Source organism: Actinomadura sp. 9N407, from assembly GCF_044326315.1.
Classification (GTDB): domain Bacteria; phylum Actinomycetota; class Actinomycetes; order Streptosporangiales; family Streptosporangiaceae; genus Spirillospora.
Window position 1 is genome coordinate 186836 of the sequence record NZ_JBIRAW010000009.1, and the last position, 24187, is coordinate 211022.

Here is a 24187-nt window from a genome sequence, read left to right on the forward strand (position 1 = left end):
GTGCTCCAGATCCAGGGACTCTCCCGGCATTTCGGCGGTGTCTACGCCGTCCGCGACGTCGACCTGACCGTCGGCGAGCGGGAGCTGCGCGGGATCATCGGCCCCAACGGCGCGGGCAAGTCCACGCTGTTCAACCTGATCGCCGGGCATCTGCTGCCCGACCAGGGGACGATCGAGTTCCGCGGCCACCGGCTCGGCCGGCAGCCGGCGCACAGCCGGGCGGCGCTCGGGATCGCGATCGTGTTCCAGGCGGCCCGGGTGTTCCGCGGCATGTCCGTACGCGAGAACGTCATGGTGGGGGCGCACGCCGGTACCCGCGCCGGGTTCCTGACGGCCGCGCTGCGGCTGCCCGGGCACGCCCGCGACGAACGGCTGATCCGTGCCCGCGCCGACGCGGCGCTCAAGCGGGTCGGCCTGTCCGAGTGGGCCGGCCGCCCCGCCGAGTCGCTGCCGCTGGGCCAGCAGCGCTCGCTGCAACTGGCCCGCGCGCTGTGCGCCGAACCGGAGCTGCTCCTCCTGGACGAGCCCGCCTCCGGCCTGCGGTCGGCCGAGCGGCGAGCCCTGTCCGACCTCATCGCCGAGCTCCGCCGGAGCGGGCTGACGATCATGCTGGTGGAGCACGATGTGGCGATGGTGACCCGGCTGGCCGACCGCATCACGGTGCTGGACCTGGGCCAGGTGATCGCCGACGGCACGCCCGACCAGATCAGGTCCGATCCCCGCGTCATCGCGGCCTACCTCGGCGAGGAGGTCACCTCGTGATCGAGGTCGAGGACCTGACCGTACGGTACGGATCCGCCACCGCGCTGGACCGCGTGTCCCTCACCGTCGGCGCGGGCGAGATGGTCGCCCTGGTCGGCCCCAACGGCGCCGGCAAGTCGACGCTGGTCGACACGCTGTCGGGGATCGTCCTGCCCGCCTCGGGCACGGTACGGGTCGGCGGCCGGTTCGCCCACGTCCCCGAGGGCCGCCAGCTGTTCCCCGACATGACGGTCGAGGACAACCTGCGGCTCGGCGCCTGGGGACGCAGGGAGCGCGACACCAGCGCGGTGTACGAGCTGCTGCCCGGCCTGCGGAAGCTGCGCGGCCGGCGCGGCGGCAACCTGTCCGGCGGCGAGCAGCAGATGGTCGCGGTGGGCCGGGCGCTGATGGCCCGGCCCGAGGTGATCGCGGTGGACGAGCTGTCGCTCGGGCTGGCCCCGCTGGTGATCGCCGACCTGGCCCGCCACCTGCGCGAGCTCAACGCCGAGCACGGCACCGCCGTGCTGCTGATCGAGCAGAACGCCCGGCTGGCCTTCGAGCTGTGCGCCCGCGCGTACGTCCTGGAGGCCGGCCGCATCGTCGCCGAGGGAACGTCGGCCGAGCTGGCCAGCAGTCCCGAGGTCGAGGGCGCCTACCTGGGCGGCCCCATCCAGGAGACCCCGTGAGCGAAGCGAACAAAATGACACAGCAGTGGAACTCACGCATGGCCGAGCCGCCAGGCGAGGCAGCCTCCGAGCCGCCAGGCGAGGAGGCCGCGTGAGTAATTTTCTGAGCTATCTGATCAACGGCCTGGCGGTGGGGTGCGGGTTCGCCCTGATCGGCAGCGGCCTGGTGGCGATCCACCGGGTGACCCGGATCGTCAACTTCGCCCAGGCCATGTTCGCGGTCGTCGCCGGGCTCAGCGCGGCCTCGCTGCTGTCGGCCGGGCTGCCCCACGGGGTGGCCGAGGTCGCGGCGGTCCTGGTCGCGGTGGTGGCCGGGCTCCTGGTCGGCCTGCTGGCGATGGGCCGGCGCGGCACCAGCCCGCTGTCCTCGCTGATCATCACCCTGGGGATCGGCATCCTCGCGTACGCGGTGGAGATCGTGATCTGGGGCGACCAGCCCCGCTCGTTCCCCGGCCTGCGCGGCTCGCTGACCATCGCGGGCGCGACCGTACAGAAGCAGTACATCCTGGTCATCGTCGTCACGGCGATCACGTTCACCGCGCTCGCGCTGTTCTTCAACCGCACCTTCGCCGGCAAGGGCCTGACCGCCTGCGCCTCCAACCCCTACGCCGCCCGGGTCATCGGGATCGACGTCCGGCGGATGGGGCTGCTCGCGTTCGGGCTCGGCGGCGCGCTGGGCGGCATCGCCGGTGTCCTGGTGACGCCGCTGCAGCCGATCTCGTTCGACTCCGACGTGTCCCTGATCGTCAACGGCTTCGCCGCGGCGATCTTCGGCGGACTGGTCCGGCCCGGCGCCGCGCTGGCCGGCGGCCTGGTGCTGGGCGTGGCGGAGGCGATGATGGCCGGCTACGGCAAGGCCTCGTACCAGATCGTGGTCGCGCTGGGCCTGATGCTCGCGATCATGATCTGGCAGGCCGCCCGCACCCCCGCCCTGCAGGAGGAGGCCGCATGAAGGAGTCGAAGGGGCGCGGCGACGCCTGGACTGACGAACGCAGGGAGCGAAGCGACCGGAGTGAGGAGGGAAGGCGTCGCCAAAAAGGCGCCCCTGAGGCGACCAGTAAGAATGGTGGGGTCTTGGCGCGGCTGCGGGGGCGGGGCGACGGGCCGGAGGTCAGGCTGCCGCATCTGGCGGCGCTGTTCGCGGTGACGATGCTGCTCGCGGCGACGCTGGGCGAGGGGCAGCTGTCGGTCTTCGTCCTGCTGGGGCTGGCGGCGATGGTCACCGTCGGGGTGTCGCTGTTGATGGGGTACGCGGGGCAGGTGTCCCTCGGGCAGGCGGCGTTCTACGCGATCGGCGGCTACACGGCCGGGCTGATGAGCGTGCACGGGCTGCCGCCCCTGCTGGGGCTGCTGGCGGCGCCGCTGATCGCCGCGCTGTTCGCGGTGGTGATCGGCATCCCGCTGCTGCGGCTGCGCGGCCACCATCTGGCGTTCGCGACGCTGGCGACGCAGCTGATCCTGCTGTCTCTGGCGGGCGAGCTGGACTTCCTGGGCGGCAGCATCGGGCTGCAGGGCATCCCGCGGTTCGGCGTGGGGCCGCTGGAGCTGAGCGGTGACCGCGGCTACGCGTTCCTCACCTGGGGCGCGCTGGCCGTGGTGGTGCTGGTGGCCCGCAACGTCATCGAGTCCCGGCAGGGGCGCGGGCTGCGGGCGCTGGCCACCAGCGAGATCGCGGCCGAGTCGGCGGGCGTCGCGGTGGGCCGGGCCAAGCTGGTGGTGTTCGCGCTGTCGGCCGCGTTCGCCGGGCTGGCGGGCGGGATCTACGCCTACTACGTCGGCTACATCGCGCCCGGGTCGTTCCCGGTCCTGCTGTCGATCGAGTACGTGGTGATGGCGGTGGTCGGCGGGCTGGGCACGATCTGGGGCGCGCTGGCCGGCGCCACCGCGATCGTCCTGCTGATCCAGTTGCTCAACAACGTCGGCACGATGGAGGGCATGCCCAGCTACGCGCCGAGCGTGCTGTCCTACGCGATCTACTCGCTGCTGCTGATCGCCGCGGTGCTGTTCATGCCCGGCGGCCTGGTCCCGGCCGTCCGATCCAGATTGTCGTCCCGGACCTCGGGAACGACGTGAGAAGGCAAGACGAGAAGGAGTTCCATGGTTCTGCGAGACACCCCGCCGTTCCGGGCCGACCATGTCGGCAGCCTGCTGCGGCCGCCGGAGCTGCTGGCGGCGCGCGCGGACCACGCGGCCGGGCGGATCAAGGCCGAGCAACTGCGCGCGGCCGAGGACGCGGCCGTCACGTCGGCGGTGGAACTACAGCGTGAGGCGGGGCTGCGGACGGCGACCGACGGTGAGTTCCGCCGCACCTCGTGGCACATGGACTTCATCTACCGGCTGGGCGGGATCAGCCCGGCCGAGGAGAAGATCAAGGTCCAGTTCCACCGGCGCAACGGGGACATCGAGTTCACCAGCGCCGCGCTGCGGGTGCACGAGCGGATCCGGCTCGATGAGACGATCTTCGGGGACGACTTCGCGTACCTGCGCGACCAGGCCGAGGGCACCGGGCTGACGGCCAAGCTGACCGTACCGTCGCCGAACATGGTGCACTACCGGGGCGGGCCGGCCTCGATCGATCCGGCGGTCTACCCCGACGTCGAGGAGTTCTGGTCCGACCTGGCCACCGCGTACGCCGAGCAGGTGCGCAGGATCGGCGCGGCGGGCTGCCGCTACCTGCAGTTCGACGACACCAGCCTGGCCTACCTCAACGATCCCGAGCAGCGCGCGATGATCGCCGCGCGCGGCGACGACGCCGACCATCTGCACCTGCGCTACATCCAGCAGATCAACGGCGCGATCGCCGGCCGGCCGGAGGGGATGCGGATCACCACGCACATGTGCCGGGGCAACTTCCGGTCCGCGTGGACGGCCGAGGGCGGCTACGACTTCGTGGCCGAGGCGCTGTTCGGCGAGCTGGACGTGGACGGGTTCTTCCTGGAGTTCGACGACGAGCGGTCGGGCGGGTTCGAGCCGCTGCGGTTCGTGCCGAAGGGCAAGACGGTCGTGCTGGGCCTGGTCACCACCAAGAGCGGCGCCCTGGAGAGCAAGGACGACCTCAAGCGCCGGATCGACGAGGCGAGCCGGTACGTACCGCTCGACCAGCTGTGCCTGTCGCCGCAGTGCGGGTTCTCCTCCACCGTCGAGGGGAACGAGCTCACCCGGGACGAGCAGCTGGCCAAGCTGCGGCTGATCGTGGAGACCGCCGAGGAGGTCTGGGGCTGAGAAGCGATCATTTCCCCGAGGGACAGGTTAGGCTTACCTAAGTAGGTCGAGCCACAGTGATCGGGAGGAACGGATGGCGGACGAGCCGAAACGCAAGGGGCCACGGCTGAACACCGGCACGGTGCTGCGCACCGAGCAGATCACCCCCCACATGATCCGGGTGGTGGTCGGGGGCGAGTCCCTCGCCGGGTTCCCCGCGGGCCAGTACACCGATCACTACATCAAGCTGCTGTTCCCGCGGCCCGGGGTCGAGTATCCGGAGCCGTTCGACATGGACGTGGTCCGCGCCGAGCTGCCGCGCGACCAGTGGCCCAGCACCCGGACCTACACCGTGCGCGCGTGGGATCCGGAGGCGGTGGAGCTGACGATCGACTTCGTCTACCACGGTGACGAGGGGCTGGCGGGGCCGTGGGCGGCGGCGGCCAAGCCGGGCGACGTGCTGCGGTTCCAGGGGCCGGGCGGGGCGTACGCGCCGGGCGCCGAGGCCGACTGGCACCTGCTGGTGGGCGACGAGAGCGCGCTGCCTGCGATCGCCGCCTCGCTGGAACGCGTGCCGGAGGGCGCGCCGACGCGGGTCTTCCTCGAGGTCGAGGGTCCCCAGGAGCAGCAGGAGCTGACCACTCCCGGCGACGCCGAGATCGTGTGGCTGCACCGCAACGGGTCGCCGGTCGGCGACTCGCTCGTACGCGCCGTACGGGCCCTGGAGTTCCCCAAGGGCGACGTGCACGCCTTCGTCCACGGCGAGGCGAACTTCGTCAAGCAGCTGCGCCGGCACCTGCGGATCGACCGCGGCCTGCCGATGGACCGGCTGTCGATCTCCGGCTACTGGCGCCGCGGCCGGGACGAGGACGGCTGGCAGTCCTCCAAGCAGGACTGGAACCGCCAGGTCGAGGAGGAAGAGGCGCGGGCGGTCTCCGGCTGAGCCTCAGGCGGTGGCCTCACCGGTGGTGAGGTCACCGTCGGTGAGGTCGCCGCCGTCGTCGGTGAAGCCGGGCAGCCAGCGCTCGGCCTCGGCGCGGAAGTTCCCCTCCGCCTCCAGCTGGCACAGCACCCCTCCGCAACTGGTCAGCGCCCGCGTCACGGCCATGAACTGCGGCGGCATCCGCAGGTGCCGGCCCAGCCCGCCGGGCCGCATGTCGGTGGCGATGCCGATGCCGCGGGTCGTCTCCTGGCGCATGAACTCCCGCGAGTACTTGAAGCTCTCGGTGGTGAACGGGTAGGAGTGCGCGCCGACCAGCGCGGCCAGCTGCTCGGGGTCCACGTCCCCCTCGGGGGTCAGGAAGCCCTCCTCGCGCATGGCCTCGACCATCTCCTCGCCGCTGCCGAGGGTGCCGATCCGCATCAGCCGCCCGATCGACCACTGCAGCTCGGCCGGGACGTGGGCGGCGCCGCCGAAGTCCATGACGCCGAGCCGGCCGTCGTCCAGCATCCGGAAGTTGCCCGGATGCGGATCGATGTGGATCATCTCGCAGCGGGCCGGTCCGGACAGCAGGAAGCGGAAGAGCAGCAGCCCGGCCCGGTCGCGCAGCTCCTGCGGCCCCTCGGAGATCACCTTCGACAGCGGCGTCCCGTCCAGCCACTCGGTGACCAGGACGTTGCCCGACCGCTCGACCACGGCCGGCACGACGAAGTCGGGGTCGTCGGCGTAGGCGTCGTGGAAGGCCGTCTGGGCGCGGGCCTCGTCGGCGTAGTCGAGCTCCTTCTCCAGCCGCCGCTTGAGGTCGGCGACCATCGGCTTGACCTCGACCCCGGGGAACAGCGGGGTGATCAGGCGGCTCAGCCGGGAGATCTGGTTGAAGTCGCTCATCAGCGCCTTGCCGGCGCCCGGGTACTGCACCTTGACCGCGACGGTACGGCCGTCGTGCCAGACGGCCTTGTGCACCTGACCGATGGAGGCGGCCGCGGCGGGCTCGTCGGTGAACTCGGCGAACAGGTCGCGCCAGTCCTCGCCGAGGCCCTCGGCCATGACCGCGTGCATGGTGGACGCGGGCATCGGCGGCGCGGCCTCCTGCAGCCGGGTGAGGCTGGCCCGGAACGGCCCGGCCACCTCCTCGGGCAGTCCGGCCTCGAAGATCGACAGCAGCTGGCCGACCTTCATCGCGCCGCCCTTGAGCTCGCCGAGCACCCGGAACAGCTGCTCGGCGGTACGGCGCTGGACCTCCAGCGCCACGGTCTCGGCGGGGCGTCCGAAGGTGCGCTTGCCGAAGCCGAGCGCCGTCCGCCCGGCGAATCCGAGGGGCAGGCTCGCCAGCTTGGCACTCCGCGTCACAGCGCGGCGGGGGATGTCACTCACGGGCCGACCGTCCCAACTGTTTCATCGACGGGCAACGAATGATCGCAGCCTCTCATGTACAGCGAACGCCACTGAAGAGTGATTCCCGCTCCACGACCGCTGTGTCGCCTACGTTACGGATTTCCCTTGACGCGCTGCGCGCACGGGACCACGATGAGAGTCCTAGTGAGACAGATCACATCATTGTCTCGCGGCTCTGCCGATCCCGACACCCCCCGCGCCGGAGGTAGGAGGCGCTCACCGAGTGAATGCCACGACGACCGCGCTACTGGCGGTGGGCCTGTACTACGTCGGAGCCGCGCTGTTCAAGGCGGCCGGAATGCGGATGGAGCCGCTGCGCGGCGACCGCCCGCTGCACATGCTGGGGGCGCTGGCGCGCAGCCGGCTGTGGCTGATCGGGCTGCTGGTCTTCCTGATCGGCCTGGAACTGCAGATCATCGCGTTCGCGGAGCTGCCGCTCGGGATGGCGATGCCGCTGTTCGCCTCCACCCTGGTGCTGCTGCTCTGGATGGCGGTCACCCTCTTCGGCGAGCGGCTGACCGCCCGCGAATGGCTGGCCCTCGGCCTGTTCGCGGTCGCCACGCTGGCCGTCGCCGCCTCGGTACGGCCCGGCGAGGGCGACATCGGGGAACTGCCGCCGGTCCCGCTGCTGCTCGCCGTGATGATCCCCTCGATCGCGATCCCGCTGGCGCTGTTCTCGGCCGGGGACCGCCGCCCCGAGGGCCGGCACGCCCGCCCGCTGTCGGGCGTGGCGTACGGGCTGAGCTTCGGGGTCCTGCTCGGTGCCGGGGAGGTCGCGGTCAAGGGCCTGGCGATCCTCAACACCGAGCGCGCGTTCGGCCTGGGACTGCTGGCCGAGCCGTACCCGTACCTGATCGCGCTGGCCCTGGGCCTGGGGCTGGGCCAGGCGATGATGGCGATGCAGCGCTGCCGGATGGCGATCTGCGTCTCGGTCTGCACGATCGTCGCCAAGACCTATCTGGTGCTGGTCGGCTCCCTGCTGTACGGGGGCGACTGGCCCGCCGACCCGCTGTGGGGCGTGCTGCGGCTCGCCGGGGCGGCGCTGGCGCTCGGGGCGCTGTTCCTGTTCCCGCGCTACGAGCCGGGCGGCCGGGGTGCCGCCGGGCCACCGTCCGCGCGGGGACGCTCCCCGGGCCCGTACGGGGCGGCCGGGCGCAGGAGGAGCTCGATGACCTCCAGGGCCGTCTCGATCTCCGGCCGGCTGCCGCCCAGGTAGTGCGCGTACATGAACGAGTCGGAGATCCGCACGATCGCCTGGGCGAGCGTGCCGGTGGACAGCGGCACGTCGACCGTTCCCCGGTCGATCTCGCGCTGCAACTCGCGGGTGAGCAGGGCGATCGCGCGCTCCTCGATCGGCCCCGGCATGGTGGCCAGCCGGACGAACAGCCGCGGCTCGCGCTCGGTGAACGCCTTCAGCGGCGCGGCGTCCACGACCTGGTGCATGAACCGGTCGAGGATGGCCAGCAGCCGCTGGGGGCCGGTGCCGCGCACGCCCCGGATCGCGACCCGGTAGGTGCGCTCGGTCATGTCGGCCAGCACGGTGCCGAGCAGCTGCTCGCGGCTGCCGACCCAGCGGTAGAGGGTGGCCCGCCCGACGCCGAGCTCGGCCGCCAGCGCGGACATGTCGATCGGTTCGCCCCGCAGGTAGTGCGCGGTCGCCGCGGCCACGGCCGCCGCCGGCCCCGCCGCCCGTCCGCCGCCGGCCCCGCCGTCGTCCTCGACGGGCGTGCGTCGAACCCGATTCACCCGCACAGCATGGCACAGACGGCGGCACCGGACGGCCGGAGCTGGTGCGGCCGAGGCCCTCCGGCTCAGTGATGCGCTGAGGGGACGACCCCTCAGTCCGCCGCGTCGATCTCGTTCTCCAGATCGTGCCGCTCCAGGTACCCCTCCAGGCGCCCGTCCCGCAGCGCGTCGAAGAGGCCGTCGCGGGACTCGGGATCGGGGAGCAGCACGTTCTGGTCACCGATCCAGGCGCTCCCGCCGGTGGGCATGGTCACGAACGAGACCCGCTCGGGCCCGATCCGGGCGAGCCGCGTGGCCAGCGAGCGCAGCGTGCCGAACTCGGTCTGCGAGTCGACCGCCAGCGAACCGCTGGCCGCCCGCAGGAAGGCGTCGAGCTTCCAGGGGCTGGTCAGCGTCCCGGAGTCGGCGGCCTTCTTCCCCAGTGCCAGCAGGAACGCCTGCTGGCGCCGGATCCGGTCCAGGTCGCTGCCGGACAGGCCCTTGCGCTCGCGGACGAAGCGCAGCGCCTCCTCGCCGTCGAGCACGTTGCGCCCGGCGGGCCAGGACCAGCCGTTGCTGGGGTCGTGGATCGGCTGGTCAAGATGGATCTCGACCCCGCCCAGCGCGTCGGTCATCGCCTTGAAACCGGTGAAGTCGACGGCGGCGACGTGGTCGATCCGTACCCCGCTGAGGGCCTCCACCGTCTCGGCCAGCAGCCGCGAGCCGCCGGCCGCGAAGGCGGAGTTGATCTTTCCCCGGTCCCGGCCGGGGATCTCGGCCCACAGATCGCGCGGCACCGAGATCAGGTAGGCCCGGCCGCCCCGCTCGGGCATGTGCAGCAGCATGATCGTGTCCGCCCGGGCCCGGCCGCCCGGACGCCACTTGTCCGCGGCGGGGACGCCGCGCAGATCGGACCCGATCAGCAGCCAGTTCTGGCCCGGATCCTGGACCGGCCGGACGCCGGAGTCGTGCGGCAGCGCGTCCGGCAGCCGCTGGATGCTGCGGTCGTACGTCCCGGTCCGCCATTCGGCCAGGGCCGTCACGCCCAGCCCCAGCAGCAGTCCGATGCCCAGGAGGATCCCCAGCACCCGCAGGCTGCGGGCGTGGCGCCCGCCGCGCGCGCCGCCGAGCGCGGGGCCGCCCATGCCGCATCACCTCCGGCGCCCTTCTCGGGCGCTTTATCCCGGTTCGGGTGCTCTTTCCCCACAAACGACGATCGATTCGCCAGGGTTCCGAGCGGGCGCGAAACGAGCGTGGCCGGGCATGGCCGGAACGCCGGCCGGGACGGGAGCGGCGGGACGGTCAGCGCGCCGTCAGGGCGTCAGCGGGAGGCCCGCGTAGTTCTCGGCGAGGCTGGTCGCGGCGGCCGTGGACGAGACCACGTAGTCCAGGTGCGAGCGCTGCAGCCGCCGGGCGAAGTCGTCGCCGTGCGGGTCGGTGTGCAGCAGCGTGGTCATCCAGTACGAGAAGTGCTCGGCCCGCCACACCCGGCGCAGGCAGGACGCGGAATAGCCGTCCAGCAGCGCCTCGGAGCCTTCGGCGTAGCGCTCGGTGAACGCCCGCGCCAGCAGCGTCACGTCCGACACCGCCAGGTTGAGGCCCTTGGCGCCGGTCGGCGGGACGATGTGCGCGGCGTCCCCGGCCAGGAACAGCCGGTCGTGCCGCATCGGCTCGGCCACGAAGCTGCGCATCGGGGTGATCGACCTGTCGGTGATCGGGCCCTCGCGCAGCTCCCAGCCGTCGTCGGTGGCGAACCGGGTGGCCAGCTCCGACCAGATCCGCTCGTCCGGCCAGGCGGCGATCTCCGCTTGGGGATCCACCTGCAGGTAGAGCCGGCTGACCTTGGGCGAGCGCAGGCTGTGCAGGGCGAAGCCGCGGTCGTGGCTCGCGTAGATCAGCTCGTCGGTGGAGGGCGGCACGTCGGCCAGGATCCCCAGCCAGGCGAACGGGTACTCGCGGGAGAAGGTCCGCAGCTCCGGCACCGCGGGCCGGCTGACCCCGTGGAAGCCGTCGCAGCCCGCGATGTAGTCGCACTCCAGGGTGTGCAGCCTGCCGTTCTGCCGGAACGTCACGGTGGGGGTGGCCGGGTCGATCTCCACCACCTGCGCCTCGAACCGGACGTCGCCGCCGTCCGCCAGCCGCCGCGCGACCAGGTCCTTGACGATCTCGGTCTGGGCGTAGACCGTCACCGTGCGGCCGGTCAGCTCGGTCAGCGCGATCCGGTGCCCGGCGCCGCCGAAGCGCAGCTCGAGCCCGTGGTGGACCAGGCCCTCGCGGTCGAGCCGCTCCCCCACGCCGCTCTCGCGCAGCACGTCGGTGGTGCCCTGCTCCAGCATCCCGGCGCGCTGCCGCTGCTCCACGTACGCGCGGTCGCGGCTCTCCAGGACCACCGACGCGATCCCCTGGCGATGCAGCAGATGCGACAGCAGGAGCCCGGCGGGACCCCCGCCCACGATCGCGACCTGGGTCCGCATTGCTGCCTCCTCCTGCTGCCTTCCACACGCTGACGAGTGCGATCCTCGCGGGTGTCCGCCCAGGCTCAGGGGCCGGCCTTCCGCTCAGTGAAAGGTTCGTTCGGGCCGTGCGCGAGCGACTCGACCGGTCCGCTGCGCCAGTGCGCGGCCACGTCCCGCGACAGCGCGCGGGCCGCGGTGGTCAGCGGCGGGAGCAGCCGGCGCATGTCGGCGCTGCGAGTGCGGGCGACCAGCGACAGCGCGGCCACGACCGTGCCCGCCGCGTCGCGGACCGGGGCGGCCACCGAGGAGGCGCCCACCGTCATCTCGTCGCGGGTCAGCGCGAAGCCGTTGTGCCGGACCCGCTCCAGCGAGCGGCGCAGCTCTTCGGGGTCGGTGATCGTACGGGTGGCGTGCGGGGTCAGCCCGGCGGCCAGGACCCCCTCCAGGACGTCCTCGGGCGCGTACGCCAGCAGGACCTTGCCCACGCCGGTGGCGTACAGCGGGAGGGTGGCGCCGACCTGCGTCACGACGGGGACCGAGCGGGTGCCGCGCAGCCGCTCCACGAACAGCGCCCGGCCGTCGCGCAGCACGGCCAGCTGCACGTTGTCGTGGGTGGCCTCGTACAGGTCCTCCATGTGCGGCAGCGCCAGCTCGCGCAGGCCGGTCACCGCGGGGGCCTGGCTGCCGATCCGCCACAGCCGGGTCCCGATCCGGTACGTGCCGTCGGGGACCCGTTCCAGGAAGCCGCCGCCGACCAGCTCGCCGACCAGGCGGTGCCCGGTGGCCAGGGGCAGGCCCGCCCGGCGGCAGATCTCGCTCAGGTTGAGCCGGACGCCTCCCAGCGCGAACGCGTCCAGGATCGCCATCACCTTGCCCGCCACGCTGGGCGGGCGAGCGGGCTCGGCCATCACCTAGGGTGCCATCTCCGCTGCTCTACTCCTCCTCGGCCAGGACCCGCTGCGCCACGGCGAACGCCGAGTTCGCAGCCGGAACTCCACAATAGATGGCGGTCTGCAGCAGCACCTCTTTGATCTCGTCCCGGGTCAGGCCGTTGCGGCGCGCGGCGCGCACGTGCATGGCCAGCTCGTCCAGATGGCCGTGCGCGACCAGGGCGGTGAGCGTGATGCAGCTGCGGGTCCTGCGGTCCAGGCCGGGACGGGTCCAGATGCCGCCCCACGCGTACCGGGTGATCATGTCCTGGAAGTCGGCGGTGAAGTCGTCGGTACGGGCCGCGGCCCGGTCCACGTGGGCGTCGCCGAGCACCTCGCGCCGTACCTTCATGCCCTCGGCGTACCGCTGCTCCTCGTTCATCCGGCCGGGTCCTTCCAGGTCTGGTCGAGGTGGGCGATGATCGCGTCGGTGACCGGGCCGGGACGCTCGGCGCCGGCCAGGTGCGCGGCGCCGTCGATCACCAGCAGCCGGGCGCCGGGGATGCCGTCGGCGAGCCGGTCGGCGTGTCCCTCGGGGGGCGTGGCGGGGTCGTCGGCGCCCGCGATCACCAGCGTGGGGGCGGTGATCTCGGGGAGCCGGGCGGTCGCGTCGAACAGGGCGAGGGCGTCGCAGCACGCCGCGTACCCCTCGGGGCCGGTCGCGCGCAGCATCGCCACGTACGGCTCGGCCCCGTCGAAGCCCGGGGTGAACCAGCGGCCGGCCGCCGTCTCCGCCAGCGGCGCGGTGCCCTCGCGGCGGACCAGCGCGGCCCGTTCGTGCCAGCCTTCGGGGCCGCCGAAGCGCGGCGAGGTGCAGATCAGGACGAGGGCGCCGAGCCGTTCGGGGGCGCGCAGGGCGAGCGCCGTGCCGACCGCGCCGCCGAGCGAGACGCCTGCGTAGGCGGCCCGCCGGATGCCGCGCGCGTCGAGGATGTCCACGAGGGCGCCGGCGAGGTCCTCGATGGTGAATCCGCGCTCGGGGGACGGTGATCCCCCGTGGCCGGGCAGGTCGTACCGCAGCACCCGGAACCGCTCGGTGAGCGCGGCCATCTGGGGCCGCCACAGCTCGGTTCCGGTGCCCAGGGACGGGCCGAGGACCAGGACGGGCGCGTCCTCGGGCCCGTCGAACCGGTGGTGCAGGATCATGCGTCTCCGTTCGGGTGCCGGCTCGCGCGGTACGCGGCGACGGCGCGGTCGGCCAGCAGCGGTGCCAGGCCGGGACCGGGGTCGCCGCCGTGCTCGGCCAGGACCGCCAGCAGATCATCGAGGTTGGCGCGCATCCGTTCCGGCGCGACCTCCAGGCCCTCGGCCAGCTCGGCGGCGGTCTCGGCCGCCCCGCCGGTCAGCCGCAGGCATTCGCGCAGCGGCTGCCACTCGGCGTGCCACTCCCCCGCCGGCCGCTCGTGCGGCGCGGCCAGGGAGGCCGCCAGGATCTGGGCGTACGCGGGGACCTGGAGCGCGGCGGAGCGGATCATGGTGGCCATCGCCGGGTTGCGCTTGTGCGGCATCGCCGACGAGCCGCCGCGGCCGGGCGCCGCTTGCTCGGCCACCTCGTCGATCTCGCTCTGGGCGAGCAGCACGACGTCGGTGGCGAACTTGCCCAGCGCGCCTGCGGTCAGGGCCAGCGCTGCGCCGAGGTCGGCGACGGGCGTGCGGCGGGTGTGCCAGGGCGCCACGGGCTCGGCCAGCCCGGTCTCGGCGGCGAACGCCTCGAGCAGGGCGAACCCCTGGTCACCGTACGCGCCGAGGGTGCCCGCGGCTCCGCCGAGCTGGACCGGCAGCGGCACGGCGGCCAGCCGCTCGCGGGCCTCCAGGACGCCCAGCAGCCAGCCCCCCGCCTTCGCCCCGAAGGTCGTGGGGAGGGCCTGGCGGCCGAGCGTGCGGCCCGCGATCGGCGTGTCGCGGTGCCGCTCCGCGATCCCGGCCAGCGCGTCCAGTGCCCGGTCCAGATGGGCGAGGGCGGCGCGCCTGGTACGGGTCGCGACGAGCATCGCGGCGGTGTCGACGATGTCCTGGCTGGTGGCGCCCCGGTGCACGTGCTCCCCGGCCGTACCGGCGAGTTCGCGCAGGTCGGCGACCAGCGGGACGACCGGGTTGCCCGCCGCGCGGGCGCGCCGGGCCAGGGCCGGCAGGTCGATCCGGCCGGCGTCGGCGGCCCGGCCGATGGCCGCCGCGGCCTCCGGCGGCACGATGCCGAGCCGTGCCTGGGCGCGGGCCAGCGCGGCCTCGGCGTCGAGCATGGCCGCCAGCCACGCCCGGTCGCCGGTGGCCGCCTCGGCCCGCGTGCCGGCCCGGACCGGCGACAGCAGCCCCGTGTCGGGGGACACGGCGTCTGGAGATACGGCGTCCGGAGACACGGTGTCGGAAGACGCGGCGTCCGGCGGCACCTCAGATCGCAAGAAAGACCGTCTCCCGCTCGCCCTGGAGGTGGACGTCGAAACGGTACGCGCCGTCCTCCTCACGCTTGGCGATCAGCGTACCCCTGCGGTCCTCGGGGACCTCGGCCAGCAGCGGGTCGGCCGCGTGGGCGGCGGCGTCCTCGGGGAAGTACAGCCGGGTCAGCACGGGCTTGAGCAAGCCGCGGGCGAACACCAGTACCGCGATGTACGGCGCGCCGGCCCCGATCGCGGCGGGCTTGAGCGTGCTGAACCAGTAGCCCCCGGCCGCGTCGGTCGCGCAGCGGCCGAAGCCGGAGAACCCGTGCCCCGCCCGCTTGAGCCCGCCCGGCCGGTGCGGGATCGCGCCCGACTCGTCGGCCTGCCAGATCTCCAGCAGCGCGTCCGGAACGGGCTGCCCGGCGCCGTCCACGACGGTGCCGCGCAGCGTGATCGCGCCGGGCCGCCAGGCGGGGACGACCTCGGGCCCTTCCTCGTACGGCAGCGCGTACCCGAAGAAGGGTCCGACGGTCTGCGAGGGCGTCTGCTCCGGCATCAGGCCTCCATCGGGGTGTCGCCGAGCACGATGTCCCACTGGTAGCCCAGCGCCCACTCCGGCTCGGTGGTGTCCATGTCCAGCCGGCTGACCAGCAGGTCGCGGTGCTTCTGCTCCGGGATCGACAAGAGCATCGGGTCGTAGGCGAACAGCGGGTCGCCGGGGAAGTACATCTGGGTGACCAGGCGCTGGGTGAACGCCGTGCCGAACACCGAGAAGTGGATGTGCGCGGGCCGCCAGGCGTTGGCGTGGTTGCGCCACGGGTACGCGCCGGGCTTGATCGTGACGAACCGGTAGCGGCCCTCGTCATCGGTCAGGCAGCGGCCGGCGCCGGTGAAGTTGGGGTCCAGCGGCGCCGGGTGCTGGTCGCCGCCGTGCGCGTACCGGCCGCAGGCGTTGGCCTGCCAGACCTCCACCAGCGCGCCGCGCACCGGCCGGCCGGAGGCGTCGGTCACCCGGCCGGTGACGATGATCCGCTCGCCGAGCGGCTCGCCGCTGTGCCGCAGGGTCAGGTCGGCGTCGAGCCGGTCCAGCTCGGCGTGGCCGAACACCGGCGAGGCCAGCTCGACGCTGTCGGGCCCCAGCTTGGGCATGACCAGCTCCTGGGCGGGGGCCCGGAGGACGGTGCTCTTGTAGCCGGGGTACAGGTAGGGCGGATGCGTCATGCCCGGGTTCCTTCCGAAGGGCGGATCCCCTTCACCCTGGCATCGGTTCACCCCGATGAGACACCCGGGTTTCCACTCAGCGGAAACTCTGCCCGGTGGCCGGGCTCAGGCCGCCGGAAGGCTTTCGGGCAGCCCGAAGAACCGGAAGAGGCGCACGTCGAAGAACACCGAGGCGTGCGACACGCCCGCGCCGCCGACCGCCAGCACCTGGATCTGGTACGGGTGGTAGACGCCCTCCTCGTCGCGCTTGTAGAGCGCGAACGCCGGCTGGCCGTTGGCCGCGGTGGGCACCATCCGGAAGTCGCCGGGCAGCGGGCCGCACTGGGCGATGACGAGGCGGGCGATGTGGTCGCGGCCGACGAACCATTCGGGGAACGGGGGCATCTCCCAGACCGCGTCCTCCTTGAACAGCTCGACCAGGCCCTTGATGTCGGCGTTCTCGAACAGCGTGGCGTAGCGGTCGAGCAGCTCGCGCTGGCCGGGGTCGGTGGGCTCGACCATCTCGTCCTCGGCGGGGGCGGCCTCCTGGATCTGGGCGCGGGCGCGCTGCAGCGCACTGTTGACCGAGGCGGTGGAGATCTCCAGCAGCTCGGCGACCTCGGCGGCCTTCCACTTCAGGACCTCGCGCAGGATCAGCACCACGCGCTGGTTGGGCGGCAGGTGCTGGAGGGCGGCGACGAAGGCCAGCCGGGTGGTCTCGCGGGAGGCGACGATCGTGGCGGGGTCGGCGGCGTCGGCGCCGAGCACCGTGTCGGGGACGGGCTCCAGCCAGGGCACCTCGGGCGAGGCGACGACCGGGCGCTCGGGATCGTCGCCGGGCGCGCCGAGGCCGGAGGGCATCGGGCGGTGGCCGCGCTGGTCGATCGCGGTCAGGCAGCAGTTGGTCGCGATCCGGTAGAGCCAGGTACGCAGCGACGACCGGCCCTCGAAGCCCTCGTAGGAGCGCCAGGCCCGCAGATACGTCTCCTGTACCAGGTCCTCGGCGTCATGGATGGACCCGAGCATCCGATAGCAGTGGGCCAGCAGCTCCCGGCGATAGGGGTCTGCCTGGCGCTGGAAGTCCTGCTCCTGCTCGATCGTGGTGTTCGCCATGGGTCGTCACCTTCGTTGGGGCGGCGGGCTCGGCCGTTCTCCGACCGTAGGCGACGCCACCGACAGAACGTGCGCTAACTCGAATGATAGGCAGGCTGAGCACACAACAGCCGGGAAACACTTCCCCTGGAGCGGGTATACCTGCACCCTGGAGGGCATCAACCACGGTGCCCGGCTCGGGAGGGACAGTGAACGCGAGACCGGAGGGCGGCCCCCGCGTGGTCGTGGGGGTCGACGACTCCGCCGGTGCGCGCTGCGCGCTGTCGTGGGCCATCGGGGAATCCCGGCTGCGCCGGCTGCCGCTGATGGTCGTGCACGCCGCGCCGCTGCCCCCGCACGTGTCGGCGGCGGGCCAGCTGGGCTGCGGGGTGACCGAGGCGCTGCGCGGCGCGGGCGCCGAGCTGATCGCCCGGCTGCTGGACGAGGTCGCCGGCGGCCCGCCGTACGGGCTGGAGATGACCGCGCTGGCCCTGGTGGGCGAGCCGGGGGCCACGCTGGTACGGCTCACCCACGAGGACGACATCCTGGTCGTGGGGCACGGGACACGCGGCCTGGTCTCCCGGATGCTGAGGCCCTCCGTACGGCTGCACTGCGCCCGCCGCGCCCGCGCGACGCTGGTGTGCGTGCGGCCCCCGGCGATGGAATCGCTGCTGGAGTCACTGACGGCCGGCGACCGGCCGCCCCCGGCCCACGCGTCCGACCGGTCCCGGTTCTTCCGCCTCGGCCGCCGCCCCCGCCAGGTCTGAGCCCGGCGGGGCGGGGCGTTCAGCCCGACTCGGCGATCCGCTTGATGGCCGCCAGGCGGGCGTCCCAGTCGGCGGCGACCGTCGCCATCCAGCGCGCCATCGCGGTCAGCCGCTCGGGCCGTACGGCGTAGCGGACCTCGCGGCCCCGGCGGCGGGCCTCCACCAGGCCCGCCGCGTCCAGCACCGCCAGATGCTTGACCACCGCCTGGCGGGAGACCGGCAGCCCGGCGGCGACCGTGGTGGCGGTGGCCTCGCCGCGCGCGGCCAGCGCCTCCAGGATCGCCCGGCGGGTCGGGTCGGCCAGCGCGGTCAGTACCTCGCCCGCCGAGTCGCCGTCGACGGTCACAGGCCCTCCGTGTACTCCTTGACCCGCTCGGCCATGCCGGTCCAGCCGCCGCCGTTCTCCTCGTACTTGAGCTCCGCCACCTCCGCCGGCAGGGCGGTGAAGCCGGTCTCGACGATCCGCAGCAGGGTCCCGCCGTCCTCCGAGCGCAGGATGAACTCCACCAGCGTCGAGTTGGCGTCGGTCACCTCCGCACCCGGGAAGCCCGACGCCCACCGGTAGGCGAACAGCTTCGGCGGATCGAACGTCTCGATCTTCAGGGGGAAGACCCCGAACTCCCCGTGGTCGACCACCATCCCGCCGCCGGGCCGCAGGTGGTCGACCTCGACCGGCTTGCCGGTGTCGCTCCCGAACCAGGTACTGAGATGCTCGGGCTCGGTGACGACCTCCCAGACCCGCTCCACCGGCGCCGCGATGGAGATCTCCCGCTCGATCTTGTCCTGCACCATGATGTGCTCCCTTCGTGTGCAACTCCAGAGTTGCACATAGCGCGTCACTTGCGCAACCTGTGGGTTGCGCAGGGTGCTCCGGGTACCGTTCGGTCATGCGCAAGTACGTGATCGTCGGCGTGCAGGGCAGCGGCAAGGGGACGCAGTCGCTGCTGCTCGCACGCGACCTGGACCTGGTCCACATCAGCGTGGGCGACATCTTCCGCTGGCACGTCCAGCACCACACCAAGCTCGGCGCCCAGGTCCGCCGGATCATGGCCGCCGGCGAGCTGGTCGGCGACGACCTCGTCGAGGGCGTGGTCCGCGACCGGCTGGAGCAGCACGACTGGAACTACGGCTTCGTCGTCGAGGGCTTCCCGCGCAACCGGCGGCAGGCGGAGTTCTTCCTGGAGAGCTACGACATCGACGGCGTCATCCACCTCGACCTGCCCGACGACGAGGTCCGCCGCCGCGTCCAGGCCCGCCGCCTGTGCGCCCGCTGCGGGATGGACTACAACCTCATCGCGCACCGCCCCGAGGTCGAGGGCCGGTGCGACGTGTGCGGCGGCGAACTGCTCACCCGCGAGGACGACAACGACGCGGCCCTGGCCGAGCGCCTGCGCACCTACCACGAGAAGACGGACCCGGTCCTGGACCTCTTCCGGCAGAAGGAGTACGTGGCGACGATCGACGCCCGCGCCCCGATCGAGGCCGTCCAGCGCGACCTCAGGGGCAAGCTCGGCCTGCCCGCGCCCCGTCCCGCCGGCTGAGCCGACCGGCGGGGATCGCCTGGACGACCCGCGCGGTTCACCTCGCGGCCGTTTCGGGCCGCTACCTCTGGCGGTGTGAGAAGCGCCCTCTCCCCCATCGCCGCCGTCCCCCTGCTCGCCCTGGCCCTGGCGGGCTGCGGCACCGCGGCCGGATCCGACACGATCGCCGGCGCGGACGCCCTCGTGGTCGGCGTCAAGGCCGACCAGCCGGGACTCGGCCTCGCCGGCCCCGGCGGAACGTTCCGGGGCTTCGAGGTGGAGGCCGGCCGGTACATCGCCCGCCGGCTCGGCGCCTCGCGCGTCGACTTCAAGGCGGTCACGTCCGACGACCGGGAGCGGCTGCTGGGCGACGGCACCGTCGACCTGGTGCTGGCCTCGTACTCGATCACCGCCGACCGCTCCACCCGGGTGACCTTCGGCGGCCCCTACTACGTGGCCCACCAGGACATCATGGTCCGCCGGGGCGAGACCCGGATCAGAACGGCTCGCGACCTGGCGGGCCGGCGGATGTGCCAGGCCGCCGGTTCGGTGTCCACCCAGCGGGTCGTCGGGGGCCTGGGCGTCCGCGCGCGGCTCGTCCCCGCGCCGTCCTACTCGGCCTGCGTCGCCATGCTGCTCGACGGGCGGGTGGACGCGGTGTCGACCGGCGACCTGGTGCTGGCGGGCTTCGCCGCCGACCACGGGGCCGCGGTACGGATCGTCAACGCGCCGTTCACCGAGGAGCGGTACGGCGTCGGCCTGCGCAGGGGGGACGTCGACGGGTGCGAGGCCGTCAACAAGGCGATCACGCGGATGTACCAGGACGGGACGGCCGCGCGGCTGCTGCGCACCTGGTTCGGCTCGTCCGGGCTCCGGCTCACCGAGTCCGTGCCCGAATTCGAGGGCTGCTCGTGACCGCCTGCTCCGGTTCCGCCCGGATCGGCGCGCGACCAGGGCTCCCACCTCTAGGGTGATGATCCCCGAACCCCCGGATGCAAGGAGAAAACGTGGCCGACTCCGTCAAGCTCCAGATGACCGGCTCGCCCGACCAGGCCCGCTCGCTGCTGGAGCAGACGCTCCAGGCCGAGGGCTTCCGCTTCACCTGGGAGAACGGCGGCAAGGGCATCCTCGAGAAGGGCAGCCGCACCAAGGCCATGCTCCTGGGCGCCTTCGCGATCCACTACAAGTACGTGGTGCTGCTGTACCCGGACCAGAACGGCGGCACCGTGATCGACCTCGGGCTCGGCGCGACCGGCCTGGTCGGCGGCGCCGCCGGCGTCGTCAAGATCCGCAGGAAGCTCGACCAGATCGGCGTCGTGCTGACCAACGCGCTCCAGTCGGCCGGCGTACTGGTCGCCTCCATCTCGCCGCCGCAGGGGACGTCCGGGCATCCGCAGAAGGGCCGTTGAGGTTCGGCGACATGCAACCGTATTGCACCTACCTCCCCTACGACGGCGGCGGCCGCCGGCTCGATGCCGGCGACCGCCACCCGAAGTGCGGCCGGCGCTAGGCCGGGGGCAGATCGACGAGCGTCGCCAGGGCGGACCGGTGGTGGTCCGGGGTACCGAGCGACAGCGCGCTGCTCTTGGCCCGCTTCAGGAACAGGTGCGCGGGGTGCTCCCAGGTGAAGCCGATCCCGCCGTGCATCTGGACGCAGTCCTCGGCGGCCTTCACCACGACGGCCGAGCAGTGCGCCTGCCCGACCGCCACCGCGACGGCCGTGTCGGGGTCGCCCGCGGCGGTACAGGACGCGGCGTACCGGGCCACCGCGCGGGCCTGGGCGATCTGCGTCCACAGGTCGGCGGCGCGGTGCTTGATCGACTGGTACGACCCGACCGGGCGGCCGAACTGGTACCGGTTCTTCACGTACTCCAGGGCCGTGTCCAGGCAGCGCTCGGCCAGGCCGAGCTGCTCGGAGGCCAGCAGCGCGGCGCCGGCCGACAGCGCGGCGTCCACGGCCTCCGTACCGTCGGCGATCTTGCGGGCCGGGGCACCGGACAGGGTGATGTCGCACAGCCGCCGGGTCATGTCGAGCGAGGTCACCTCCGTACGGCCGGTGTCGGCGGCGTTCACCGCGTACAGCCCGCCGGCGGCCGGGACCAGCAGCACGCCCGCCGCCAGCCCGTCGGCCACCCCCGCGATCTCGCCGGTCAGCCTGTCGCCGTCGGCCCGTACGGTGGCCGTGAACGCGCCGGGCGCGGTGCCCAGCGGGACGGCCAGCACGGCGATGGTGTCACCGGCGGCCACCTCGGGGAGCAGCTCGCGGTCGCCCGCGGCCAGCAGGGCCGCCACACCGAGCACGGCCGAGCCGAGGAACGGCACCGGCGCGACGGCCCGGCCCAGCTCCTCCATCACCACGGCGGTCTCGCGCCACGAGGCGCCCGCGCCGCCGAGGTCCTCGGGGACCGGCAGCCCGGTGACGCCCATCCGGGCGAGCGCGCGCCACAGGGCCGCGTCGTACGGGTCGTCCTTCTCGGTACCGGCGAGCACGTCCGTCCACGGGCACGTGTCGTCCAGCAGCGCCCGGACACCTGCGCGGAGATCCGTCTCGATCTCGCTGTAAAGCAAATCACTCACTTGGGCAGGTCCTTCCACGCCACGTCCTTGTCGACCCGGATCTCGCCCGGCAGGCCCAGCACGCGCTCGGCGATGATGTTGCGCAGGATCTCCGAGGTGCCGCCCTCGATGGAGTTGCCCTTGGCCCGCAGATAGCGGTAGCCGGGCGAGCGGCGGGTGAAGTCCACCTCGCTGGGACGGCGCATCGTCCAGTCGTCGTAGCGCAGGCCGTCGGCGCCGAGGATCTCCAGCTCCAGGCCGGAGATCTTCTGGTTCAGCTCGGCGAAGGTCAGCTTGGCCGCCGAGCCCTCGGGGCCGGGCACGCCCGCGGCCAGCGACTGGCGCAGCCGGGCGCCGGTGAGCCGGGCCGCCTCGGCCTCCACCCACTGGCGCAGCACCGCGTCGTGCAGGCCGGCGGTGCGGACCTCGGGGCGGTCCCGCCACAGCTGGGCGACGACGCCGATCATGCCGCCCTCGCGCGGGGCGGCGGCGCCGCCGATGGCGACCCGCTCGTTCATCAGCGTGGTGGTGGAGACCTTCCAGCCGTCGCCGACCGCGCCGAGCCGGTGCTCCTCGGGGATCCGGACGTCGGTCAGGAAGACCTCGTTGAACTCGGCCTCGCCGGTGATCTGCCGCAGCGGGCGCACCTCGACGCCGGGCGCGTGCATGTCGCAGACGAAGTACGTCATGCCCTTGTGCTTGGGCACGTCAGGGTCGGTACGGGTGACCAGCAGCGCCCAGCGCGCCTCGTGCGCCATGGACGTCCAGACCTTCTGGCCGTTGACGATCCAGCCGTCGCCGTCGGGGACGGCGCGGGTGCCGAGGGCGGCCAGGTCGGAGCCGGCGCCCGGCTCGCTGAACAGCTGGCACCAGATCTCCTCGCCGGTCCACAGCGGGCGCAGGAACCGCTTCTTCTGCTCCTCGGTGCCGACGGTCAGGACGGTCGGGGCGGCCATGCCGAGCCCGATGCCGTTGCGCTCGGGATGGTTCGTGGGCGCGCCGGCCTTGGCGAACTGCCGGTCGACGGCCGGCTGCAGCCCGCGGGGGGCGCCGAGGCCGCCGAGGCCCTCGGGGTAGTGCACCCAGGCGAGCCCGGCGTCGAACCGGGCGCGCAGGAACTCCAGCGGCTCCAGGGTGGCGGGATCGTGGTCGGCGAGGAACTCCTCGACCCGCCTTCGCAGTCCGTCGGCGTCGGGCGGTGCTGTGCTCACAGGGCGAACCTCCGCTGAGGAAAAGGGAACATACCAACCGGTCGGTATGGCCCCACCCTAGGAATGCCCAGTGGGCAAGTCAACGGTGGGGCGGGCTCAGGGAAGGCGGGGCAGTGCCCGGCCGTGCAGCCAGCCGCTGAAGAGATCGTCCAGCGGCACCGGCGCGTGCTCCTGGGCACGCTGGACGAACGCGGCGGTCGTCACCGAGCCGTGCCGGTGCTCCCGCGTCCAGTCCCGCAGCAGCTGGAAGAACCGCCGGTCGCCCATCGCGCGGCGCAGCGCGTGCAGGGTCAGCGCGCCGCGCTTGTAGACGCGGTCGTCGAAGATCCGGCGCGCGCCGGGGTCGGCCAGCACCAGATCCTGGGGCAGCCGCGCCAGGCGGCCGTGCCAGCGCAGCGCGTGCTCGTCGGCGGGCTCGCCGCCGGAGCGCTCCGACCACAGCCATTCGGCGTACGTGGCGAACCCCTCGTGCAGCCAGATGTCGCGCCAGTCGGCCAGCGTCAGGCTGTTGCCGAACCACTGGTGCGCCAGCTCGTGCGCGACCATCCGCTCCTCGCCGCGCCGCCCGTCGGCGTGGTTGATCCCGAAGATCGACATGCCCTGCGCCTCGACCGGGATCTCCAGCTCGTCGTCGGCGACCACGACCGTGTACGCCCCGAACGGGTAGGGCCCGAACAGGCCGCTGAACGTCTCGATCATCGCGCCCTGCCGGGCGAAGTCGTGCCGGACGCGCTCCTCGGCGGCGGCGGGGAACAGCAGCCGCTGCGGTACGGGGCCGTCCACCTCGACGCTGCGGTAGGGCCCGATCTGGACGCTGGCCAGGTACGAGGCCATCGGCTCGCGCTGCTCGTACACCCAGGTGGTCGTGGCGCCGGAGGGCCGCTTCCCGGTGAGCCGCCCGTTCGCCGCGACATGGTACGCCGACGCGGTCGTCACCGAGATCCGGTAGGCGGCCTTGTCCTGGACGCGGTCGTTGCAGGGGAACCAGGAGGCCGCGCCGGTCGGCTGGGCGGCGACGAGCGACCCGTCGGTCAGCTGCTCCCAGCCCAGCCCGCCCCAGGGGCTCGACAGCGGGCGCGGATTGCCGCTGTAGCGGACCTCGACGGTGCAGGCGGTACCGGCCGGCAGCGTCCGGCCGGGCGTGACGTGCAGCTTGTCGCGGCGCTGCCGGAACCGCGCCGGACGGCCGTCCACCAGGACCTTGCCGATGCGGAACGGTCCCAGATCGAGTTCGAGGCGGTCGAGCGGGCCGCCGGGGACGATCGACAGCAGCGCCACGCCGGCGAGCCGGTTGGGCCCGACGCGGTACTCCAGCGCCAGATCGTAGAACGTGACCCGGTACGCGCCGCTGCCGCGCTCGGGGAAGTAGGGGGGCCGGTCGATCATGTTCGTG

The 24187-nt window shown here is 73.1% G+C and carries 26 protein-coding genes; 10 read left to right on the forward strand and 16 right to left on the reverse strand.

Annotated features, from left to right (window positions below; translation table 11 throughout):
• The 6 genes from ACH34Q_RS16780 (at position 1) to ACH34Q_RS16805 (ending at position 5571) form a co-directional block, all read left to right on the forward strand.
• On the forward strand, positions 1-762 hold the full coding sequence (locus ACH34Q_RS16780; RefSeq protein ID WP_395983876.1) for an ABC transporter ATP-binding protein: 762 nt from the start codon (positions 1-3) through the stop codon (positions 760-762).
• The gene (locus tag ACH34Q_RS16785) at positions 759-1427 is read left to right on the forward strand and encodes an ABC transporter ATP-binding protein (protein ID WP_395983877.1); all 669 of its coding nucleotides are present in this window, start codon (positions 759-761) and stop codon (positions 1425-1427) included. The genes ACH34Q_RS16780 and ACH34Q_RS16785 overlap by 4 nt, the downstream gene beginning before the upstream one ends.
• 91 nt (positions 1428-1518) lie before the next feature.
• Entirely contained in the window at positions 1519-2379 is an 861-nt protein-coding gene (locus ACH34Q_RS16790) for a branched-chain amino acid ABC transporter permease (protein WP_395983878.1), read from the forward strand.
• Between the two features lie 122 nt (positions 2380-2501).
• Positions 2502-3500, forward strand: coding sequence for a branched-chain amino acid ABC transporter permease (locus ACH34Q_RS16795; protein ID WP_395983879.1), 999 nt, complete (start codon positions 2502-2504; stop codon positions 3498-3500).
• A 24-nt stretch (positions 3501-3524) separates the two neighbouring features.
• On the forward strand, positions 3525-4649 hold the full coding sequence (locus tag ACH34Q_RS16800; protein WP_395983880.1) for a 5-methyltetrahydropteroyltriglutamate--homocysteine S-methyltransferase: 1125 nt from the start codon (positions 3525-3527) through the stop codon (positions 4647-4649).
• A 73-nt stretch (positions 4650-4722) separates the two neighbouring features.
• Positions 4723-5571, forward strand: a complete 849-nt coding sequence (locus ACH34Q_RS16805; RefSeq protein WP_395983881.1) for a siderophore-interacting protein — start codon at positions 4723-4725, stop codon at positions 5569-5571.
• A 3-nt stretch (positions 5572-5574) separates the two neighbouring features.
• Here the strand turns inward: ACH34Q_RS16805 and ACH34Q_RS16810 are convergent, their stop codons facing one another.
• The 11 genes from ACH34Q_RS16810 to ACH34Q_RS16860 form a co-directional block, all read right to left on the reverse strand.
• Complete coding sequence (locus ACH34Q_RS16810; protein ID WP_395983882.1) at positions 5575-6942, reverse strand: ABC1 kinase family protein; 1368 nt, start codon at positions 6940-6942, stop codon at positions 5575-5577.
• Between the two features lie 1095 nt (positions 6943-8037).
• On the reverse strand, positions 8038-8709 hold the full coding sequence (locus tag ACH34Q_RS16815; RefSeq protein WP_395983883.1) for a QsdR family transcriptional regulator: 672 nt from the start codon (positions 8707-8709) through the stop codon (positions 8038-8040).
• A 92-nt stretch (positions 8710-8801) separates the two neighbouring features.
• Positions 8802-9833, reverse strand: coding sequence for an LCP family protein (locus tag ACH34Q_RS16820; protein WP_395983884.1), 1032 nt, complete (start codon positions 9831-9833; stop codon positions 8802-8804).
• Positions 9834-10001: 168 nt separating this feature from the next.
• The gene (locus tag ACH34Q_RS16825) at positions 10002-11162 is read right to left on the reverse strand and encodes a 4-hydroxybenzoate 3-monooxygenase (RefSeq protein WP_395983885.1); all 1161 of its coding nucleotides are present in this window, start codon (positions 11160-11162) and stop codon (positions 10002-10004) included.
• Positions 11163-11227: 65 nt separating this feature from the next.
• Positions 11228-12052: an IclR family transcriptional regulator gene (locus tag ACH34Q_RS16830; RefSeq protein ID WP_395983886.1), complete on the reverse strand. Its 825-nt coding sequence runs from the start codon at positions 12050-12052 to the stop codon at positions 11228-11230.
• 25 nt (positions 12053-12077) lie between these two features.
• Positions 12078-12455 carry a 4-carboxymuconolactone decarboxylase gene (pcaC, locus tag ACH34Q_RS16835; protein ID WP_395983887.1) on the reverse strand — a complete coding sequence of 126 codons (378 nt, stop codon included), beginning with the start codon at positions 12453-12455 and terminating at the stop codon, positions 12078-12080.
• Entirely contained in the window at positions 12452-13219 is a 768-nt protein-coding gene (pcaD, locus tag ACH34Q_RS16840) for a 3-oxoadipate enol-lactonase (protein ID WP_395983888.1), read from the reverse strand. Before pcaD ends, pcaC begins: the two co-directional genes overlap by 4 nt.
• On the reverse strand, positions 13216-14400 hold the full coding sequence (gene pcaB / locus ACH34Q_RS16845; protein ID WP_395983889.1) for a 3-carboxy-cis,cis-muconate cycloisomerase: 1185 nt from the start codon (positions 14398-14400) through the stop codon (positions 13216-13218). Before pcaB ends, pcaD begins: the two co-directional genes overlap by 4 nt.
• 61 nt (positions 14401-14461) lie before the next feature.
• Entirely contained in the window at positions 14462-15004 is a 543-nt protein-coding gene (pcaG, locus tag ACH34Q_RS16850; RefSeq protein ID WP_395983890.1) for a protocatechuate 3,4-dioxygenase subunit alpha, read from the reverse strand.
• Positions 15004-15669: a protocatechuate 3,4-dioxygenase subunit beta gene (gene pcaH, locus ACH34Q_RS16855; RefSeq protein WP_395983891.1), complete on the reverse strand. Its 666-nt coding sequence runs from the start codon at positions 15667-15669 to the stop codon at positions 15004-15006. The genes pcaG and pcaH overlap by 1 nt, the downstream gene beginning before the upstream one ends.
• A gap of 105 nt (positions 15670-15774) precedes the next feature.
• Entirely contained in the window at positions 15775-16761 is a 987-nt protein-coding gene (locus tag ACH34Q_RS16860; protein ID WP_395983892.1) for a sigma-70 family RNA polymerase sigma factor, read from the reverse strand.
• A 188-nt stretch (positions 16762-16949) separates the two neighbouring features.
• On the opposite strand from ACH34Q_RS16860, the gene ACH34Q_RS16865 reads away from it, so the two are divergent.
• Positions 16950-17507: a universal stress protein gene (locus ACH34Q_RS16865; RefSeq protein ID WP_395983893.1), complete on the forward strand. Its 558-nt coding sequence runs from the start codon at positions 16950-16952 to the stop codon at positions 17505-17507.
• A 19-nt stretch (positions 17508-17526) separates the two neighbouring features.
• Here ACH34Q_RS16865 and ACH34Q_RS16870 read toward each other — a convergent pair whose 3' ends face one another.
• The gene (locus ACH34Q_RS16870) at positions 17527-17853 is read right to left on the reverse strand and encodes an ArsR/SmtB family transcription factor (RefSeq protein ID WP_395983894.1); all 327 of its coding nucleotides are present in this window, start codon (positions 17851-17853) and stop codon (positions 17527-17529) included.
• On the reverse strand, positions 17850-18299 hold the full coding sequence (locus ACH34Q_RS16875; RefSeq protein ID WP_395983895.1) for an SRPBCC family protein: 450 nt from the start codon (positions 18297-18299) through the stop codon (positions 17850-17852). Before ACH34Q_RS16875 ends, ACH34Q_RS16870 begins: the two co-directional genes overlap by 4 nt.
• Before the next feature lie 95 nt (positions 18300-18394).
• Between ACH34Q_RS16875 and ACH34Q_RS16880 the strand changes: the two genes are divergently transcribed.
• From ACH34Q_RS16880 to ACH34Q_RS16890, 3 genes are all read left to right on the forward strand, one after another.
• On the forward strand, positions 18395-19048 hold the full coding sequence (locus ACH34Q_RS16880) for an adenylate kinase family protein (protein WP_395983896.1): 654 nt from the start codon (positions 18395-18397) through the stop codon (positions 19046-19048).
• A gap of 75 nt (positions 19049-19123) precedes the next feature.
• Positions 19124-19942, forward strand: a complete 819-nt coding sequence (locus tag ACH34Q_RS16885) for a glutamate ABC transporter substrate-binding protein (protein ID WP_395983897.1) — start codon at positions 19124-19126, stop codon at positions 19940-19942.
• Between the two features lie 92 nt (positions 19943-20034).
• The gene (locus ACH34Q_RS16890; protein WP_395983898.1) at positions 20035-20436 is read left to right on the forward strand and encodes a hypothetical protein; all 402 of its coding nucleotides are present in this window, start codon (positions 20035-20037) and stop codon (positions 20434-20436) included.
• A gap of 97 nt (positions 20437-20533) precedes the next feature.
• Here the strand turns inward: ACH34Q_RS16890 and ACH34Q_RS16895 are convergent, their stop codons facing one another.
• The 3 genes from ACH34Q_RS16895 to ACH34Q_RS16905 form a co-directional block, all read right to left on the reverse strand.
• Positions 20534-21604, reverse strand: coding sequence for an acyl-CoA dehydrogenase family protein (locus ACH34Q_RS16895; protein ID WP_395983899.1), 1071 nt, complete (start codon positions 21602-21604; stop codon positions 20534-20536).
• Entirely contained in the window at positions 21601-22794 is a 1194-nt protein-coding gene (locus ACH34Q_RS16900) for an acyl-CoA dehydrogenase family protein (RefSeq protein ID WP_395983900.1), read from the reverse strand. The genes ACH34Q_RS16895 and ACH34Q_RS16900 overlap by 4 nt, the downstream gene beginning before the upstream one ends.
• A gap of 96 nt (positions 22795-22890) precedes the next feature.
• Positions 22891-24180 (reverse strand): M1 family metallopeptidase, encoded by a 1290-nt coding sequence (locus ACH34Q_RS16905; RefSeq protein ID WP_395983901.1) that lies wholly within the window; start codon positions 24178-24180, stop codon positions 22891-22893.
• Positions 24181-24187: the final 7 nt, after the last annotated feature.